Annotated in this window: 15 protein-coding genes and 1 tRNA gene; 5 read left to right on the top strand and 11 right to left on the bottom strand. The window is 45.5% G+C overall.

Features of this window, described 5'->3' with window-relative positions:
* Window positions 1-127 precede the first annotated feature (127 nt).
* From GXP69_RS00180 to GXP69_RS00170, 3 genes are read right to left on the bottom strand one after another with little or no spacing between them, the layout of a single operon-like run.
* Window positions 128-874 (bottom strand): LytR/AlgR family response regulator transcription factor, encoded by a 747-nt coding sequence (locus GXP69_RS00180; protein ID WP_163910750.1) that lies wholly within the window; start codon window positions 872-874, stop codon window positions 128-130.
* Entirely contained in the window at window positions 852-1,892 is a 1,041-nt protein-coding gene (locus GXP69_RS00175; protein ID WP_163910747.1) for a sensor histidine kinase, read from the bottom strand. Before GXP69_RS00175 ends, GXP69_RS00180 begins: the two co-directional genes overlap by 23 nt.
* A 10-nt stretch (window positions 1,893-1,902) precedes the next feature.
* Window positions 1,903-2,721 carry a LiaF transmembrane domain-containing protein gene (locus tag GXP69_RS00170; RefSeq protein ID WP_163910745.1) on the bottom strand — a complete coding sequence of 273 codons (819 nt, stop codon included), beginning with the start codon at window positions 2,719-2,721 and terminating at the stop codon, window positions 1,903-1,905.
* 955 nt (window positions 2,722-3,676) lie between these two features.
* Between GXP69_RS00170 and pheS the strand changes: the two genes are divergently transcribed.
* The 4 genes from pheS to GXP69_RS00150 all read left to right on the top strand — a co-directional run bounded on the left by pheS (window position 3,677) and on the right by GXP69_RS00150 (window position 6,280).
* Window positions 3,677-4,702 (top strand): phenylalanine--tRNA ligase subunit alpha, encoded by a 1,026-nt coding sequence (pheS, locus tag GXP69_RS00165; RefSeq protein WP_163910742.1) that lies wholly within the window; start codon window positions 3,677-3,679, stop codon window positions 4,700-4,702.
* 110 nt (window positions 4,703-4,812) lie between these two features.
* A complete protein-coding gene (locus GXP69_RS00160) occupies window positions 4,813-5,670 on the top strand; it encodes a 3-hydroxyacyl-CoA dehydrogenase NAD-binding domain-containing protein (RefSeq protein WP_163910739.1) in 858 nt (285 codons plus the stop codon).
* Window positions 5,618-6,076, top strand: a complete 459-nt coding sequence (locus GXP69_RS00155; protein WP_235925512.1) for a Rieske (2Fe-2S) protein — start codon at window positions 5,618-5,620, stop codon at window positions 6,074-6,076. The genes GXP69_RS00160 and GXP69_RS00155 overlap by 53 nt, the downstream gene beginning before the upstream one ends.
* Before the next feature lie 130 nt (window positions 6,077-6,206).
* A tRNA-Asn gene (locus GXP69_RS00150) sits at window positions 6,207-6,280 on the top strand.
* Between the two features lie 168 nt (window positions 6,281-6,448).
* Here the strand turns inward: GXP69_RS00150 and GXP69_RS19260 are convergent.
* Window positions 6,449-10,267 carry a T9SS type A sorting domain-containing protein gene (locus GXP69_RS19260; RefSeq protein ID WP_163910736.1) on the bottom strand — a complete coding sequence of 1,273 codons (3,819 nt, stop codon included), beginning with the start codon at window positions 10,265-10,267 and terminating at the stop codon, window positions 6,449-6,451.
* Window positions 10,268-10,820: 553 nt separating this feature from the next.
* Between GXP69_RS19260 and GXP69_RS18920 the strand changes: the two genes are divergently transcribed.
* Complete coding sequence (locus tag GXP69_RS18920) at window positions 10,821-10,991, top strand: hypothetical protein (RefSeq protein WP_204281871.1); 171 nt, start codon at window positions 10,821-10,823, stop codon at window positions 10,989-10,991.
* A gap of 31 nt (window positions 10,992-11,022) precedes the next feature.
* Here GXP69_RS18920 and GXP69_RS00140 read toward each other — a convergent pair whose 3' ends face one another.
* The 7 genes from GXP69_RS00140 to GXP69_RS00110 form a co-directional block, all read right to left on the bottom strand.
* The gene (locus GXP69_RS00140) at window positions 11,023-11,634 is read right to left on the bottom strand and encodes a sterol desaturase family protein (RefSeq protein WP_163910720.1); all 612 of its coding nucleotides are present in this window, start codon (window positions 11,632-11,634) and stop codon (window positions 11,023-11,025) included.
* Between the two features lie 105 nt (window positions 11,635-11,739).
* A complete protein-coding gene (locus tag GXP69_RS00135; RefSeq protein WP_163910716.1) occupies window positions 11,740-12,246 on the bottom strand; it encodes a shikimate kinase in 507 nt (168 codons plus the stop codon).
* A gap of 181 nt (window positions 12,247-12,427) precedes the next feature.
* Window positions 12,428-13,489 (bottom strand): ABC transporter permease, encoded by a 1,062-nt coding sequence (locus tag GXP69_RS00130; RefSeq protein ID WP_163910712.1) that lies wholly within the window; start codon window positions 13,487-13,489, stop codon window positions 12,428-12,430.
* An 85-nt stretch (window positions 13,490-13,574) separates the two neighbouring features.
* A complete protein-coding gene (locus GXP69_RS00125; RefSeq protein ID WP_163910709.1) occupies window positions 13,575-14,183 on the bottom strand; it encodes a hypothetical protein in 609 nt (202 codons plus the stop codon).
* A gap of 115 nt (window positions 14,184-14,298) precedes the next feature.
* On the bottom strand, window positions 14,299-15,396 hold the full coding sequence (locus tag GXP69_RS00120) for a BT_3928 family protein (protein WP_163910706.1): 1,098 nt from the start codon (window positions 15,394-15,396) through the stop codon (window positions 14,299-14,301).
* A 46-nt stretch (window positions 15,397-15,442) separates the two neighbouring features.
* Complete coding sequence (locus GXP69_RS00115) at window positions 15,443-16,006, bottom strand: hypothetical protein (RefSeq protein ID WP_163910704.1); 564 nt, start codon at window positions 16,004-16,006, stop codon at window positions 15,443-15,445.
* A 164-nt stretch (window positions 16,007-16,170) separates the two neighbouring features.
* Window positions 16,171-16,725 carry a DUF1599 domain-containing protein gene (locus tag GXP69_RS00110; protein WP_163910701.1) on the bottom strand — a complete coding sequence of 185 codons (555 nt, stop codon included), beginning with the start codon at window positions 16,723-16,725 and terminating at the stop codon, window positions 16,171-16,173.
* Window positions 16,726-16,749 lie beyond the last annotated feature (24 nt).

Below are 16,749 nucleotides of genomic sequence, written 5' to 3'. Positions count from 1 at the left end.
AGCAGAATTGGGTTTTTCTAGTGAGAAGTGGTGTTAAGCCGACTAAAATGAGCTGGAATATAGCAAAAGCGTTATCTAACTGATAGCCAGGAATGATAGCAGCATGAAAGATTCCAACAAAATTTTTTTATAGTCCCAGCACGGTGCGCAGCCTGGTGTAACCACTTTTACTAAGCGGAATTCGCTCGCCATTTTTGAGCAGAGCTACATGGCTGTCTTTTTCCAGAGGCTCTATGCGGGTGATCTGGGTGATAGGTACAAGAAAGGAGCGGTGCACGCGCACAAATTGCGCTGAGTCCAGTGTTTGCTCGTAGTAGCCCATCGTCTTCTTTTTCAGAAACAGGCCATCTTTGGTGTGGATCTTAACATAATCGTCGTAGGCTTCCAGGTACAGCACATCCTGCACCGGTATAATCCGGATGTCGTTACCGGCTTTTACTACAATGCGGGCGCGCTCTTCGGGTTGCTTGGCGGGTACTTCGCTCAGGTCTATAGTTGCGGGTTTGGCTATAGTTTCGGAAGTGCGTTTCTCCTGCCACTTTTTAAGGGCTGCATCAAAGCGCTCCTGGCTAAAAGGCTTGAGCAGATAATCCACGGCATTGGCTTCGAAGGCCTTCAGGGCATAGTTATCAAAAGCAGTGGTAAAGATCACGCCGGGCTGCTGCTCTACCAGTTCCAGCATCTCGAAACCATTTATTTTGGGCATCTGCACATCCAGAAATATGAGGTCGGGCTGGTGCTGCTTAATGGCTTTTATACCTTCAAAACCATCGCCGCATTCCTGAACTATAGTTACATCGGGGTGCTGCTGCAGGTACTCGGCAACTATGCTGCGGGCCAGCGGTTCGTCGTCAATTATGAGGCACTTGATCATAGTTTTGTGGTATGGTTACGGTGGTGATAAATTGGTTTTCGTGCTGCTGTGTTTGTACCAGGTCGTGGCGGGCATAGAGCAGGTATAGTCTGCGCTGCACCGAGCTTAGCCCAAAACCTGTTCCTTCCTGCGCCTGCACAGCATCTGCATCAAAGGGGTTCTGTACCTGTATTATAAGTTTGCCATCATCTTTTGCAGCGTTTATAGTTATGGTAGTATCGCCGGTGGTGCCATAAAGGCCAAACTTAATGGCATTCTCAACTATAGGCTGCAACAGCAAAGCAGGTAATGCCAGGGCTTTTGCTTCATCGGTTACATCAACTATAGTTTGCAGCCGGTGCCCGAAGCGTACTTTTTCGATGGCTAAGTATAGTTCCAGCTGCTTCAGTTCTTCTGAGAGAGTTACTTTCTGCTGGTTGTCCTTTTTTAAGGTACCCCGCAAAAAATCGGAAAGCTGCTGCACCATCGTCCGGGCTTGCTGCGGCTTTGTTATCACCAGCGCACTAATCGAATTCAGGCTGTTGAACAGAAAGTGTGGCTGCAGTTGCTGGCGCAAGGTATACAGTTCTGCTTCGCGGGCCAGTTTCTCGGTGGCGGCTTTTCGTGCTTCTAAGTGGCGCTGCTCTTTGGTATAAAACCAGAACCAGTTTAGCAGCAGCAACAGCAGCAGCAGCAACCAACCAAACACTAGCCGCATCGGCAACGAACTGCTGGCAAAGCGCAGGTACAGGTTATCAGTTATAAAATTGTCGATCAGCAAACTATAGCTTAATGTGCACATGCCGGCCAACCCTAAACTCCAGGCCAAAAGCAGCACGCCCTGGCGCACGGTTGGCTGGTAGTAGCGCAGGCCTGTGCCCGCCGCGAAACCGGCTATAGTTAGTAACAGGTTATAAAGCAGCGCATCCTTTATAGTTAAGGTCAGGCTATAGTTAGCCGGCAGCAACACCAGCACAAACACCACCGACCAGAAAGCCGCCCACCCCAGGTATAACCAAACCGCGCGCATCTGAGCCATCAGCTATCGTTTAGTAGCTTTTTATATCCAGTCCGCCAAACAAGGCTGTGCCTTTCAGAATAATTACTTTGTTAGGATCGTAGCCGCCGGGCAGTAAAGGGCGTTTATCTGATATGCCACCCAATATGGCTACCACTTCTGATTTTACTTCCCAATGCGGCGGAATGATGAGTGAAGTGCCGCCAAATACTTGTGTAGTATCAATTACAACCGGGTGCTGTATATCTGCCTGCGACAGGTTAATCTCGTTGCCGCCAAATACGCTTACCACTTCGCCACCTTTAAAATTTTTAGAAATCACGTTGCGCTTCACGCCGCCAAATATAGCGGTTGAGTCGAGGTGGTCCTGCGAGTAGTTTGCTTGGTCTCCGGCTGGCGCGTTTTCGGTATTTGACTGGGTACCGGTTACAGGGTAGGGTGGTGTAGCTGTTTTGCCTATATTATAGTCATCGTAGTGGCGTGTACTATGTCTGGGTTTAAGCATCACCCAAAGCCCGATAACAATGATCACGATTGGCCAAAGGTAATTGCGAAACGAGATGCCCGGTACATAATCATCAATCAGGAATATGACGCCTAAGGCCACCGGCAATATCCAGCCCGGGTTGCGGAAGGAGTGCCTGAAACCGATAAATAAACCGACCAGAATCGGAATCATCTGCCATGAAAAAAACCAGCGCGGTAAAAAGACGATATTCATTTTGTAAGCCAGCAGCACGACACCTACCAGTATAAGCACCAGGCCACCCATTACGCGGCCACTTCTGTTGTCGGAACGGTTTTTCCAGCCTTTGTAACCTTTGTTTGTGTTCAGATCTTGATTTTCCATAGTTGTTTTGTTTTAATTTCTGATCAAATGTACTTCAATCAGTAAGCGCCGGCTATAGCTAATAGGCTGGTAAAGGTAAAAAGTCGGTAAGCTACAGGGTTGCGTCGGTAAACGCCGAATTCGTTTTGTTCACCGCTGCTGTTAAGTATAGTAAAGATGGTATATTAATTTGATTCTGGAAGCTTTGAAGTTTTCTGTATCAGGATTTTAGTGATTTTTGATTTGCAAAGTGACGTTGTTATAGTTCCACTCTTGTCATGTCGAGCGTAGTCGAGACATCTTATATGGCCATTACATAATTGTCATTTCGAATGAAGTGAGAAATCTATCTCAAACTATAGCCAACTATAGTTGCAACTTGCCACAAGCAGTTTCTTTCATAGTTACCACTTATCCTGGGAGCTCTACCAACCTATCGTTTCAATCCAGCTTTGGTGCGCTCACGGCCGCGGGGCCCCGTCTTTGGGCATCGCGCTGCTGCCTTCTTGCTACCCTCGCTCTGCTCGTGTTGCCTGGCGGCACCGCAACAAGTCAAAGGCGCTCAACCCAAAGACTGATATCTTTCGATAGCTACCATTATAGTTTAGTTGAGAAGCTATTATTGCTTGGCTTCTCCGTGGTTATAGTTTCTTGGGGCAGGCTGCGCCTGCCTGCTCGTGGTCTGAACTATAGATGTATAACTTAAACTATAGCAACAGCAGAATTCCCCTCTCGGGAGGGGTAGGGGTGGGTTAATGCTAACAATATAACTATAGCAAACGCTCTTAATTCCCTCTCCTGTTCTTAGGTGAGGGCTGGAGTGAGGTAATAATTCCATGCCTTAGACAAGGAGGGGTTAGGGGTGATTGGACCAACTATGAAACTTTAGCCTAACCATAACTATAGCAGCAATCCCCCACTTTAAAAGGGGAAGGTTGGGATGGGGTAATCCTTCAATTTATTATCTTTGCATACTATGGTGGAGAACATACAACGAGTAGCACAAGAGATAGAAACCGCACCGCTTGGCAACGCAGCCGAACTGGAGCAGTTCAGAATTACTTATATAGGTCGTAAAGGCCAGATTGCAGCCCTTTTTGATAATTTAAAGGAGGTTGCACCAGAGCAGCGCCGCGAAGTAGGTCAACAGTTGAACCAGCTGAAAAACCGTGCCCAGGAGCGTTTCGACCAAGCTCAGGAGCAATTGGCTAACAGCACTGAAAGCAATACGGACATCGGCTTTGATTTTACGCTGCCAACTATACCGAACACGTTAGGCACCCGCCATCCATTGTCGTTGGTGCGCCGCGAGATCGTGCGCATTTTCGAGCGCATTGGCTTTAACGTGGCCGAAGGACCGGAGATGGAGGATGATTTCCACAACTTTACAGCCCTTAACTTCCCGGAGAACCATCCTGCCCGCGAAATGCAAGATACCTTCTTTCTAAGCGAAGATAAGAACCACCTGTTGCGCACACACACCTCTAACGTGCAGGTGCGTTTAATGGAAAATAACCAGCCACCGCTGCGCAGCATTATGCCAGGCCGTGTGTATCGTAATGAGGCTATTTCTGCCAGAGCACATATGGTGTTCCATCAGGTAGAGGGCTTGTATGTAAACAAAGGCGTGAGCTTCAAAGATTTGAAAGAAACGCTTTACTACTTTGCTAAAGAGCTTTTCGGCCAGGATACCAAAGTACGTTTCCGTCCGTCGTTCTTCCCTTTCACGGAGCCAAGCGCCGAAATCGATATTTCGTGCCTGATCTGTAAAGGCGAAGGCTGCAACATTTGTAAGCAAACCGGTTGGGTAGAAATTGGCGGTTCCGGTATGGTAGACCCTGCTGTGCTGGAAAGCTGCGGTATCGACCCAAATGTATATTCTGGTTTCGCGTTTGGTATGGGTATCGAGCGTATAACCATGCTGAAGTACCAGATAAAAGACCTGCGCCTGTTCACAGAAAACGACGTGCGCTTCCTTCGCCAGTTTGAAGGTATAGTTTAATGGCTAAATGGTTGAATTGCTTAATTGTTGGGCTTCGCAAATAGCTATTCTATAGTTACAGTGTGGCCTTTTAACAATTTAACCACCAAACAATTTAACCATTTAAAAATATGAAATTCGAGGATATACAGACGATTGGTATAGTTGGGGCTGGCACGATGGGGCAGGGGATAGCCCAGATTTGTTCGCAGGCAGGCTATAAAACTATCCTGTTCGATATCAATGCTACTGTACTGGAAAAGGCGCAGCAAACTACCGCTTCAAACTTGGATAAGGGCATTGAACGCGGCAAGCTAACTCTAGCTGAGAAAGAAGCAGCACTGGCTAATCTGACTTTTACCGGCAACACGCTGGACCTGCACTGCGATGTGATCATTGAAGCGGTGGTAGAGCGGCTGGAAGTGAAGCAGAGTATCTTTAAAGAGCTGGCCGATATCAACTCCGACCAGACTATACTGGCATCCAACACATCGTCTATCCCGATTACGCGCATTGCGGCGGGCGTTCCGAACCCGGAGCGTGTTGTGGGGATGCACTTTTTTAACCCGGCACACATAATGAAGCTGGTAGAGGTTATTTCAGGTGCTTCTACGAGCCCTGAAGTGGCACATACTATAAAAAAGCTGGCCCAGAAGCTGGAGAAAACACCGGTTATGGCGCAAGATTCGCCGGGTTTCATCGTTAACCGTGTAGCGCGCCACTTTTACGTAGAAGGACTAAAGCTGCTGGAAGAAGGCGTGGCCGATGTAGAAACCATCGATAAGCTGATGCAGGCCAGCGGTTTTAAGATGGGCCCGTTCGAGCTGATGGACCTGATCGGCGTAGATACTAATTTCTCTGTAACCAGCTCCATGTTCGAGGCTTTCCACTATGATCCTAAATTCAGACCGAGCCGCATACAACAGCAAAAAGTGGATGCAGGCCACCACGGCCGCAAAACCGGCAAAGGTTTTTACGACTATAAATAAGCTGCTTGCCTTACTGGCTATAGTTATCCTTAGCGCCTGCAGCTCTGATACCGTACGGCCTGGTGTACCCAATGTGCCGGTAAATGAACAGATCAGCGTAAACAGTTTGCAGTACCCGATGCTACGGCAGGATGGGGGCTACGCTTACATACAAGGGGGCTACCGGGGCATTATAGTGGTACGCCAGAACGCCAGTACTTATTATGCTTTTGAGCGCGCCTGCCCTTATGACCCCGATGCTAATTGCGGTGTTGTTTCGGCAGACCAATCAAACCTGTTTTTAACGCATAGTTGCTGCGGTTCTCAGTTTAATTTTCAGGGTGCGGTAACCTCAGGGCCGGCTGTTTATGGCTTGTTGCAGTACCGAACCTCGTTGGTGAACAATATTCTTTATATCACCAATTAAATTTTTGCTTTGAAAGTCAGATTCTTATAAAAAAGTAAAAGATTTTTTCAGAGTAGTACTTGCATAATCGATCAAGAGGCTGTAATATTGCATCATCATTCGGCGGTAGAAGCCGCCACTGGACATAAATTCCTCCTTAGCTCAGTCGGTTAGAGCACCTGACTGTTAATCAGGGGGTCCCTGGTTCGAGCCCAGGAGGGGGAGCAGAAGCCACTCAGAAATGAGTGGCTTTTTTGCTTTTATGCCTTCCTAAACTATATCCCAACCACTTTTATAACTACAGGTATTTAAAACAGAAAAGGTATGGTTGGGTGAAATGCTTCAACCAACCATACCTTTAACTTATGATTTGTATTGGCTATAGTTGCCCGTTTATCTAACTATAACTATACGGCGACTGTAGATCTTGCCCTGAGATGTTACAAGCACGGTATACACTCCCGGAGCATACGTTTCTGTGTTAAGCTGCAGCTGCATGCTTCTGTTCCGTTTGGTAAGTACCACTTTGCCCTGGCTGTTTACCAGGCTAACAGACTCAATCAACTTATCAGAACTGATGCTGAGGTATTGGCTGGCTGGGTTAGGATACAGCTTTAAGCCTGCATAATGCTCATCTGCAATACCGGTAGGCGCCTCGTAAACATCTGTTACCAGAATCAATTTAGAGGTTTCAAAGGTCATCCCACCCATATCCTTGGTCTGGATACGGATAGAGAAGCTGCTCTGCGTTTCAAAATCGAATATCTGCGCTGACTTCAGTACATTGCCCTCAATTGTGAAAAGTGCGTTGTCTGTGTCTCCGTCACCATCTACCAGCTTATAAGTGTGTTCATCTCCGGCATCAGGGTCGTTTGTTGAGAATTCACCTATTATAGTGCCCACTGCGCTGTTTTCTGCAATTGTATTCTTGCTTATAAGAATAGCAGTGGGTGCTTTGCTCTGCGCTACTTCAACCAGAATATAAGTATTTATATTATCCGGGTTTATAGTTCCTTTTACCAGCGTCAGTGTGCCAATCAGTTCGTAAACACCGGCTTCTGTACCCTTGTAGGTGTCTCCATTCCAGGTAACCGGAAGTGGTTCTCTTCTACCATCCAGGTAGGTGGCTTCTACAGTAGCAGGCAGACTGCTGCTTGCCTGCGCAAAAGTAGTCAGGAATGGCACTCTTACAGATGCTGGTCTTGCGGCGCCAATAACGTAACGCGTATTTTTTGTTGTCTGAGCAGTTGCCTTTGTTCCCGTGTTTTTAAACTCATCAGTTAGTGTAAGTGCAACAGTTAGTTGTCCGTCTGATAAAGGCGTAACATCAATAGAAGAGATATCAAATGCAGCTGTAGCTACTTCGCCTGCGCCTGTTACAGGAGTACCGCCCCCGGAACTGGTTATAGTATAGTTATAGGTCGCTCCAACTTCTGCTTCTGTTACCGTTATTGTGACATCGCTCTTAGTGTTATAGGTAATCAGGCTTTGATTAAAGGCTACCTTATAGTTGGCTGGAGCAATTTCATCCAAGTCGTTTACCTGTAGCACCAGTGCTTTCTCAAAGAATCCGTTCACTTTCCCATCACTGGTTCTTACCCTGATTCTATAAGAGCTTTTGAATTCGTAGTCAGGCGAATACCAGAGCTTAAGAGCATTATTACTTATTGTAAAGTAGCCGTTATCATTAGCTCCTTCTCCTGGTACCAGGGTATACGTATGGGTATCGCCGACATCAGCATCAGTTGTAATAAAGCCACTAACCACAACACCATCACCAATATTCTCATCAATAGTTGGGTTAACAAGTGCGATGTCAGTAGGCGCGTTATTAGTCGAGAAATTCATAACTGTAGCTCTTCCTCTATTAGATGAATCAAAGAAGATTACATAAGGTATGCCGTCAGGACTTAATGAGAAGTCATCTAATTGGTTCCCGGAGAAACCTGTGTTACCTACAATTTCCCATTCTGTACCATTAAATTTTATAACAGTTGCATAGTTACGGCTTTCCTTATTAGTAAAAGATAAATAAGGTACGCCATTAGCATCTAGTGCCAGATACGTTCGGTCGGCATGGTAACCAGGCATACTTGCCGCTCCTACTGTTATCCAATCAGTGCCATTAAACTTTATTACTTTGGCCTTATTGTTATCAGCTACGTCAACAAAGCCTACATAGGGAGTACCTGTAGCATCCAGCTCCAGTGAAGTATATTTTGCTTCTCCATTTGAAAAACTTCCACTTCCTATAGTTACCCAGCTCGTTCCATCAAACTTCATTACTTTGCCCTTGCCGGCATTATGCCCGTATTCTGAGAATACAACATAAGGCAGGCCACTGGCATCAAAAGCCATATCAAGGCCGGATACTGATCCGTTGTCGTTAAATTTGCTATTACCTAACACTACCCACGCTGTACCATCGAATTTCATAACGGTAGCGCCGCCTTCATTAAATGCCAGGTAGGGAGTGCCTTTTGCATCTATAACTAATGCCGGATCGTAAGCCAACCATGGAGTAAAACCTGCTGCTCCTACAGTAACCCACTCGGTACCATTAAACTTCATAACAGTTGCTTTACTAGCGTTGCTTTCATCTGTAAAAGCTACATAAGGTGTACCGTTGGCAGCAATTGTAAAACTCAGTTGGTCGGTTGTTACACTTAGCAGCATTCGTCCTGAAAAACCGGCACTGCCCACCAACTCCCATTGCTTACCATTAAACTTCATTACTGTGGCACTGCCGCCTGCAGATGCATCGGCGAAAGCAGCGTAAGGTGTCCCGTCCGGGGCAACAACTATTTTGGGGTAACCTCCATAACTCGAAGAAAAGCCCGGAGCCCCCACTACCTGCCATACCGTTGCGGTTTCATGCCCCTGCATACTAACAGTTAAGGTTGCTACATTGGAGGTAATAACAGAGCCATTGTTAATCAGTACACGGTATTTGTAACCGTCCATATAAATGGATGCTTTAGAAATTGTAAGAGCAGGAGTAGTAGCTCCGGCATAACCTAAACCATCCCGGATGTTTACAAATGATATGCCGCCATCTTGGCTAACCTGCCACTGATACCGCAAGGTACCTTCGCCGGTTGTCTCTACTGTAAAGCTCACGCTGGGGTCTCCTGCCACGCTCTTAGATACCGGCTGGCTTGTAATAACAGGTGCAGCAGGCACAAACTTCATAACAGTAGCTTTATCACCATTCGCGCCATCCTGGAAGGCAACATATGGTGTACCGTAGGCATCTATAGCTAGCGAGGGATAGTATGCAGCACCTGCTGAAATAGCAGCGCCAACCTGCTCCCAGGTTGTGCCATTAAACTTCCTTAAAGTAGCTTTATTGCCATTTGCATAGTCACGGTAAGCAACATAAGGTACGCCGGTCGCATCTATAACCAGCGAAATGGTGAGCGCCCCACCTTCAGCAAATTTTGTGGTACCTACATCTTCCCAGGCCGAGCCATTGTATTTCTTAACGATGCCCGCTTTATTAGTACCTTCAGAGTAAGCAACATACGGTGTGCCGGCAGCATCTATAGCAAGAGAGGGCTCTGTGGCCATATCATCTGAAAGACGATCGTTGCCTACAAACACCCAGTCGGTACCGTTAAATTTCGCTACACTTATTTTTCCTGATTTTGCGCCATCCTGATATGCCACATAAGGTACATCATTTGCGTCGAGTTTAAGTGAGGGGTTATACGCCACACCTGCAGAAATACCAGCAGTGCCAACTACTGACCATCTGAATCCATCGAATTTTAGGACTGTTAGCCTGTTGCTGTTTGTTTCATCCTGAACTGCCACATAAGGCAGGCCATTTTTATCTAATACTATAGAAGGAAAATCGCCGGCAACAGATATGCCACCTCCCTCGCCAGGGAACAGGCCGTCAAAGCCAACTTCCCACCAACGGTTATCCCTGAAGTTTTTAACTACTGCCTTAAAGTTACTTTGGAGAGAGCCTCTGTAGGCCACATATGGCATGCCTGCTTTATTGATTACGATAGAGGGAGAATAAACATCGGTATTTGCAAAGCCGGAGTAGTCAACTCTGTCCCACCCGATGCCATTATACTTCAAAACCATGCCGCGGTAGCTGTTAGTAATCTCTTCGCTAAGCGCAATATAAGGTACACCATCAGCATCCAGTGCAATAGAAGTGCTGGAGATTATCCCATCAGAAATACCTGCTTTGCTCACCGGTTGCCAGGTATAGCTGCTCTGTCCGTATCCTGAATTCAGCGATATGAAAAAAACGAGAAATAGCAGAAGCGGAACAGACTTAACTGAGATGCTGCCGTTTAGGAGACGATTTTGCCTCCTCTCTTTTCCAGCAGAGTTTGGTAAGCTTGTTTTTAGCCAGATAAAGGCCAATGAGTAAAATTGTTGCATAAGAGTGTATAGAATAAACAGTGATAATTGACCACTTTCTTCCTCAGCATATTCCGTTATCTATGCTTTAGAAAGCGCGATAAAGCTGAGTATGAAGGAATAATAAATAGTACACAATATATATAGTTAAGGCTCTATATACAAGTGTGTATGTATACTGTATTAAATTCCAAGTAGTGGCCTCATTACCGGAGCGGAAAATTTAAAGAACCAGGGCTTTAAATGTAGAGTAGGTAAAGCTCAACCTTTTAAGGCACAATACAGTATCTTTTAATACACATGGCGATATATTCATATAACCCGGTGATAGCCTTTAACAGGCAGAAGTCCATGTTGTTAGCGCCGGATTAAATGTTAAACTATGAACAACCTGAGATTATATATGGCCACGCTGTTTGTGCTGATGGCCTTTACCCTGAGCAGTTGCGAACTGGTGGGGAATATTTTTAAAGCCGGCATGTGGACCGCTCTTATCATAATTGTGCTGGTCGTGGTGCTGATCGCCTGGATATTCAGGAAACTGAGAAGATAAAAAAAGGAGCCGAAAGGCTCCTTTTTAGTTTTTAACGCTGCTGTCGTTTGGGCATGGTGCCCAGAATATAATCCCAAAGCGGCGACGATACACCATAGGCTACTTCAGGGTCTTTATAGTGATGGATGCTATGATGGATCCAGAGTGTTTTCAGGAAGTTTTTAGGCGGTGCATAGGCATGCACGGCATAGTGCACAAATAAATACATGGCATAGCCAAACAGTAAACCAGCTACCACGCCAAATACAAATGGCCCGAAAATCAGTTTAAATGTAAAAAAGAAGAACGAGGCTATAAGCACGCTAACTATAGGAGGCATGGCCAGGCGTTCTTTGTCTTTCGGGTACTCGTGGTGGTTGCCATGGAAAGTGTACTGTATGCGCGCTTTCATAGGTGTATCGGTGTCCATATGAAAAACGAAGCGATGGGCGCTGTACTCGATCAGGCTGAATATAAGCCAGCCTAAAAAGAAAAATCCGATGGCTTCGAGTACATCAATAAAGCCATAAGTTAAGCCATAGTAAATAAGCCCTGCCGAAATAAGAATGAAAATAGAAATAGGAAGGGCGATGTGGGTTCTGGTGAGCCGCTCAAGAACAGGGTTCTCGAAGATCTGAGCTCTTCCTTTGTGATTGGGTTTCATAGTTTATAGTTACGCTTTGGTTCTTTTTAGGCCGCAAAACTAAATAAAGCACAATAATTGCTCAACCGGGAACCAGGTAGTAAAAAGGGGTACAGCTGACTACAGTTACAGCAGGAGCAATTTCAGCAGTGCATTAATAGTATACGGAGGCATAGCAACTAGGTGCTTTGCTTGTACATAAAACTGGCGGCGGTCTGCTAATGTTTTGCCTAAGAACGAGATTAGTTCGGATTGTGTTTTGCCTGCCAGCAAAGGACGCGTAGATAAGTCTGACTGTGAGAGTCTTTGGACAAGCATTTTTATTGGCACGTCGAGGAAAATAGTTTCACCAGCCTGATTCATTAGCTGGATGTTATTAAAGAAACAAGGTGCGCCGCCACCGGTAGCCACTACTGCCTGGCTATAGTTCGCAACTATAGTTTGCAGGGCCTTGTGCTCCAGTTCCCGAAAACCCTGCTGGCCCTGCTGGGCAAAAATCTCAGCTATAGTTCTGCCTTCCTTTTCTTCGATAAAAGCATCCAGGTCCACAAAACTATAGTTCAGCTCTGCGGCTAACTCTTTGCCTAGCGTGGTCTTGCCACTGCCCATCATACCGATTAAGAAAATTAGCATTTTCTTTAAATTAGAAATTATGAATTAGAAATTATGAATTAGAAATTATGAATTAGAAATTATGAATTAGAAATTATGAATTAGAAATTATGAATTAGAAATTATGAATTGGTGGAAAGTAATGGAGTATAAAATCATTTCTAACTTCTAATTTTTAATTTCTAATTAGCGTAGCACAGCGTTAATCCAGTTTCACGCGTGGGTCCAGGGCGGCGTAGAGCAGGTCTACGAAGATGTTGATGAGCACGAACAGGAACGCGACGAACAGCGTGGCACCCATTACCAGCGGGAAATCAAGGTTCTGAACAGCTTGTATGGTTACAGAGCCTAAGCCTTTCCAGTTAAAGATATACTCGATAAAGAATGCGCCTGCCATTAGTGAAGCCATCCAGCCCGAAGCAGCTGTAACTACTGGGTTCAGCGCATTTTTGAGCGCATGCCCAACTACAACTTTACTTCTGTTCAGTCCTTTTGCGCGGGCCGTACGAATATAATCCTGCGACATTACATCAAGCATTGAGCTGCGCGTAAGCTGCACAATAACCGCCAGCGGACGGATACCCAGCGCAAAAGCTGGAAGTAGCAGATTTTGCAATTTAAGCTCTTTTCCTTCAAACGGATCTATTTCGTATAGTTGGCCGGTCAGGCTCAGGCCGGTCCAGTCGCTCCAATAAAAACCGAACGTAATGGCAATAAGGATAGCCGCTACAAAAGATGGTACTGATATGCCCAGTACGGATGTGGTGATTAAGGTATGATCTAAGGTGCTATGTGGTTTGAGTGATGCCAGTACCCCGAAAAGTATCCCAAATACAGTAGCAATGAGCATAGCTGCAACAGCCAGCCACAGTGTGCCCGGGAAATGATCTAACAAAATATCGGTTACAGGTTTGTTGCTCTGGAACGAGCGGCGCAGGTAAGGCATCTTCCAGACCAGCACATCGTCGCCAAAATAAACTATAGTTTTGTACTCGTATTTCTGTTGGTTGGCTTCCGTATCCTCATGCACCGACAACGGCGACACATCATTTATATAGTATAGCAACTGTGCAGGCAGCGGTTTATCCAGGCCCAGGTCTTTGGTGATGGCTTCGCGGGTGCTCAGATCGGAGCGTTGTCCGGCCAGCATCGCTACGGGGTCGCCGGGCAACACGTTGAACAGGAAAAATACCGCCACCAACACACCCAGCATAATCAGCAGGCCGTGCCCCAGTCGGCTAAGTATAAATCCTATGAATTTCATTTAATCTTAATGGTTAAATTGTTGAATGGCTTAATTGTTATTTTAAACCCGCTCTTCCGGACTAGGAAGCCCGGAACTATAGCTGCTAGTTTTTGCTGAAATCTATTCTGTCTATAATTTGCTTAGGCAAAAGTTTACCGAGTATTAATTTCTGGTCCTTGTCAACAACTACAAACCTCCAGTCTGTTTTTCCATTTTTTGAGACCGCATAAACGTCTTTCTCAGCGTAAATGTCATAGAACTCAGTTTTCTTATCATACTTTACATTTCCTTCGCCAAACATCTTCTCAAATGACAGTTTCATCAGGCTTATTCTGAACTTTCGCTCATCTTCAGTCTCAGTTTTCTCATCAGCATTATTAAACTTCATTTTAAGCACATTAGAATACTTTAAGAGCATGTAGTGCTTGTTTTCAATCTTTTCAGTATCTCCGGCATGTAGTATCTTAGGTTCTGAGATATTGAATTCCATCGAAGGGTCGCTGAAAACTTTCTCCATTGCCATAACCATCTGACTTCTCGGAACAATTTCAAACAACTCGTCAGGAGCGTAATCCATCGCTTTGTTGAAGTCTTTACTGATCATGTAATTTAGATATTCTGTTAACCTTGTTTCAACAGCCTTCTTGTTATCCTGCGCAAAAGCAACAGAAAAAACAAACAGGAACAGTACCAGTAGTAGTTTTGCTTTCATATTTATCTTTAAAGTATAGTTCTTATAGTTGTCATTTCGAGCATAAGCGAGAGATCTATCTGAAATTTTAAATAGATCTCTCCTGACGTCGAGATGACAATGTTGAGTAGCGATATCAATTAGCAAGCGCAGCCTTCACTTCGTCTATAGTTGGTGTGTTGTTGTGGTGCCACAGGCCTTTGGTGGTCCCATCTTTTAGCAGCCAGATGCCCGGGTTGGCGCGCATAATGGTTTTAAGCACCGTATGGTCGGCGAAGTAGTAAGGGGCAGCCAAGTTTACTTCGTGGCGGAACAACTCAAACTCTGGTGCGCTGCTGCTAGTAAGTACCAATGGCGTGATGCCTTCTTTTTCGGCGGCGGCAATTAGGGCGTTTATGCGTTCAAAGTCATCTGTGTCGGCTTTGGCTACACTATGCACAATAACTACAAGCTTGTTGCCGGTCAGCACCTCCTGGGTATAGTTGCCTTCATCGTTCCAGACATTGAAATCTGTAATTTTCGGGCCGGCTTCCGGGTTAACGGCTACCATTTCTTTAAAAGTCCAGGTGGTATCAGTTGGGTATTCTAGGAACTCTTGGTCTTGGCCGCCCTTGGTCATGATGTACTTGTACTTGAGCGGTGCTGATGGCTTCATGAGTGTCGGGATATTGTTGCCGATCTTATAAGCGCGGAAGTCGATGTACGGCAGGTTCTCGTAGGCAAACCAACCAATACCCACCGCAAGGATAGCCGTAAGAGCGGTTATAGTTGCACCCACTTTCTGGCTGATAAATGGCTGCAGGTAACGGCGCGTCATCAGCAGTACAATGATCATTACCAACAGCACAATGTCTTTGGTAAACGACTCCCAAGGGGTAAGCTTAATAGCATCGCCGAAGCAGCCGCAGTCGGTTACTTTATTGAAGTAGGCCGAGTAGAAAGTGAGGAAGGTGAAGAACACGATCATGGCCAGCAGCAGCCACAGTACTTCTTTCAGTTTCCAGCGCACCAGCAACGCTACGCCCAGCACAATTTCCAGCGCACTCAGGAAAATAGACAGAAACAGCGCAGCAGGCTCCAGCGATTTAAAGAACGGCGCAATATCCGTAGAGAAAACTTCGAAATACTCTTCCAGTTTAATGGCGGTGCCTACCGGGTCGTTTATCTTAATCAACCCCGAAAAGATGAACAGCACGCCCACAAAGAGCCAGAAGAATTTGGTGATGTATTTCATGATCTGCTTTCAGTTAGAAAGGTTAAGATTTAGAAAGTTAATAACTTTATAGTTTGTCTTTACTGATATTACAAGGATTGTCTAAATCAGAAAATTGGGTTTCTCCATTTGTGCCCTTTACCAACACATAAGGGCTTTCAGCTTCCTTAAAAATGGTATCTCCTTTTTCAACAAAATCAAACAACTCAGGAATAGCTAAAGTTAGCTCTGTTTCTTTAAAAGTTGACCCATTCACATTTATTGTTAAAGTCTTGAGTGCATGGTTTGGCTGGTCAATATATTTTTCAACTACTACTCCCTGAACAGAATGAGCTAAGTAATCATTATAGCGCCGACACTGCCATTCATCAACGGATTCTGCGCCTGTTATGAAGAAAACAAACATTAAAACTGGGCTTGCAATTGAAGCTAATAGTAAGGTTACATACTTCCTTTTCTTGCTTCTGTCTTCTGTGCCAGATACCAGATCAAACATCCTCACATAGTCAGCCGGGCTAACGAAACCACTTACTTTATATCCGCTCTTCTTTAGTATCTCCTTCATCCAGAAAAAGAATCCTATACTGAGCATAGAAAAGAAGATGGCCAGAATCAAGTTAACAACATTCATGTCGGGCTGTTTATAAAGTAAGTTTAAGAGTAACTATAAACCTTACTGTCATGTCGAGCGCAGTCGAGACATCTTATGTGTCCTCCTGCTATGCTGTATAAGATCCCTCGGCTTCGCTCGGGATGACAAAAAGGAAACGGCAACTATAGCATCAAACTATAAACCTACTGCACCTTCTCCCCGGCACCCAGCTTTATCAGCGCGAAGACGGCGTAGTTGATCATGTCGCGGTAGTTGGCTTCTACACCTTCTGAGATCAGCGTCTGCCCTTCGTTGTCTTCTATTTGCTTGGTGCGGTATAGTTTCATCAGGATAATGTCGGTGATGGAGCTGACACGCATGTCGCGCCAGGCTTCGCCGTAATCGTGGTTTTTGGCCGTGAGCAGCTTTATGTTCTCCTCGATGTGGTGCGTGTACTGGCGCTCTACTTCGTCGGCTGGCAGGGTTTGCTCGGCGTCGGCTGGCAGGCTAAGCTGCATCAGGGCGATCACGCAGTAGTTTATAATGCCTACAAACTCATCGCGGATATCGTCTTCCACCAGTTGCTTGCCCTTTTCCTGTATAGAGCGGATGCGCTGCGCCTTGATAAAGATCTGATCGGTAATAGAAGGTAGCCGGAGCACGCGCCAGGCCGTGCCATAATCTTTCGTCTTTTTAACAAAAGTATCTTTGCAGCGCTGTACTACCTGATTATATTCCTGGAGTGTTTGACTAATCAACTTTTTAGCTTTAATTTTAAAATC

This window comes from Pontibacter burrus, assembly GCF_010686685.1.
Taxonomy (GTDB): Bacteria; Bacteroidota; Bacteroidia; order Cytophagales; family Hymenobacteraceae; genus Pontibacter; species Pontibacter burrus.
This window is presented reverse-complemented; position numbering and strand designations above follow the sequence as displayed.

Excerpts from the sequence above, each read along its gene's own strand:
- GXP69_RS00180 (WP_163910750.1), bottom strand. The coding sequence starts at position 874 with ATGATCAAGTGCCTCATAATTGACGACGAACCGCTGGCCCGCAGCATA.
- GXP69_RS00175 (WP_163910747.1), bottom strand. The coding sequence starts at position 1,892 with ATGGCTCAGATGCGCGCGGTTTGGTTATACCTGGGGTGGGCGGCTTTC.
- GXP69_RS00170 (WP_163910745.1), bottom strand. The coding sequence starts at position 2,721 with ATGGAAAATCAAGATCTGAACACAAACAAAGGTTACAAAGGCTGGAAA.
- pheS (WP_163910742.1), top strand. The coding sequence starts at position 3,677 with ATGGTGGAGAACATACAACGAGTAGCACAAGAGATAGAAACCGCACCG.
- GXP69_RS00160 (WP_163910739.1), top strand. The coding sequence starts at position 4,813 with ATGAAATTCGAGGATATACAGACGATTGGTATAGTTGGGGCTGGCACG.
- GXP69_RS00155 (WP_235925512.1), top strand. The coding sequence starts at position 5,618 with ATGCAGGCCACCACGGCCGCAAAACCGGCAAAGGTTTTTACGACTATA.
- GXP69_RS18920 (WP_204281871.1), top strand. The coding sequence starts at position 10,821 with ATGAACAACCTGAGATTATATATGGCCACGCTGTTTGTGCTGATGGCC.
- GXP69_RS00140 (WP_163910720.1), bottom strand. The coding sequence starts at position 11,634 with ATGAAACCCAATCACAAAGGAAGAGCTCAGATCTTCGAGAACCCTGTT.
- GXP69_RS00135 (WP_163910716.1), bottom strand. The coding sequence starts at position 12,246 with ATGCTAATTTTCTTAATCGGTATGATGGGCAGTGGCAAGACCACGCTA.
- GXP69_RS00130 (WP_163910712.1), bottom strand. The coding sequence starts at position 13,489 with ATGAAATTCATAGGATTTATACTTAGCCGACTGGGGCACGGCCTGCTG.
- GXP69_RS00125 (WP_163910709.1), bottom strand. The coding sequence starts at position 14,183 with ATGAAAGCAAAACTACTACTGGTACTGTTCCTGTTTGTTTTTTCTGTT.
- GXP69_RS00120 (WP_163910706.1), bottom strand. The coding sequence starts at position 15,396 with ATGAAATACATCACCAAATTCTTCTGGCTCTTTGTGGGCGTGCTGTTC.
- GXP69_RS00115 (WP_163910704.1), bottom strand. The coding sequence starts at position 16,006 with ATGAATGTTGTTAACTTGATTCTGGCCATCTTCTTTTCTATGCTCAGT.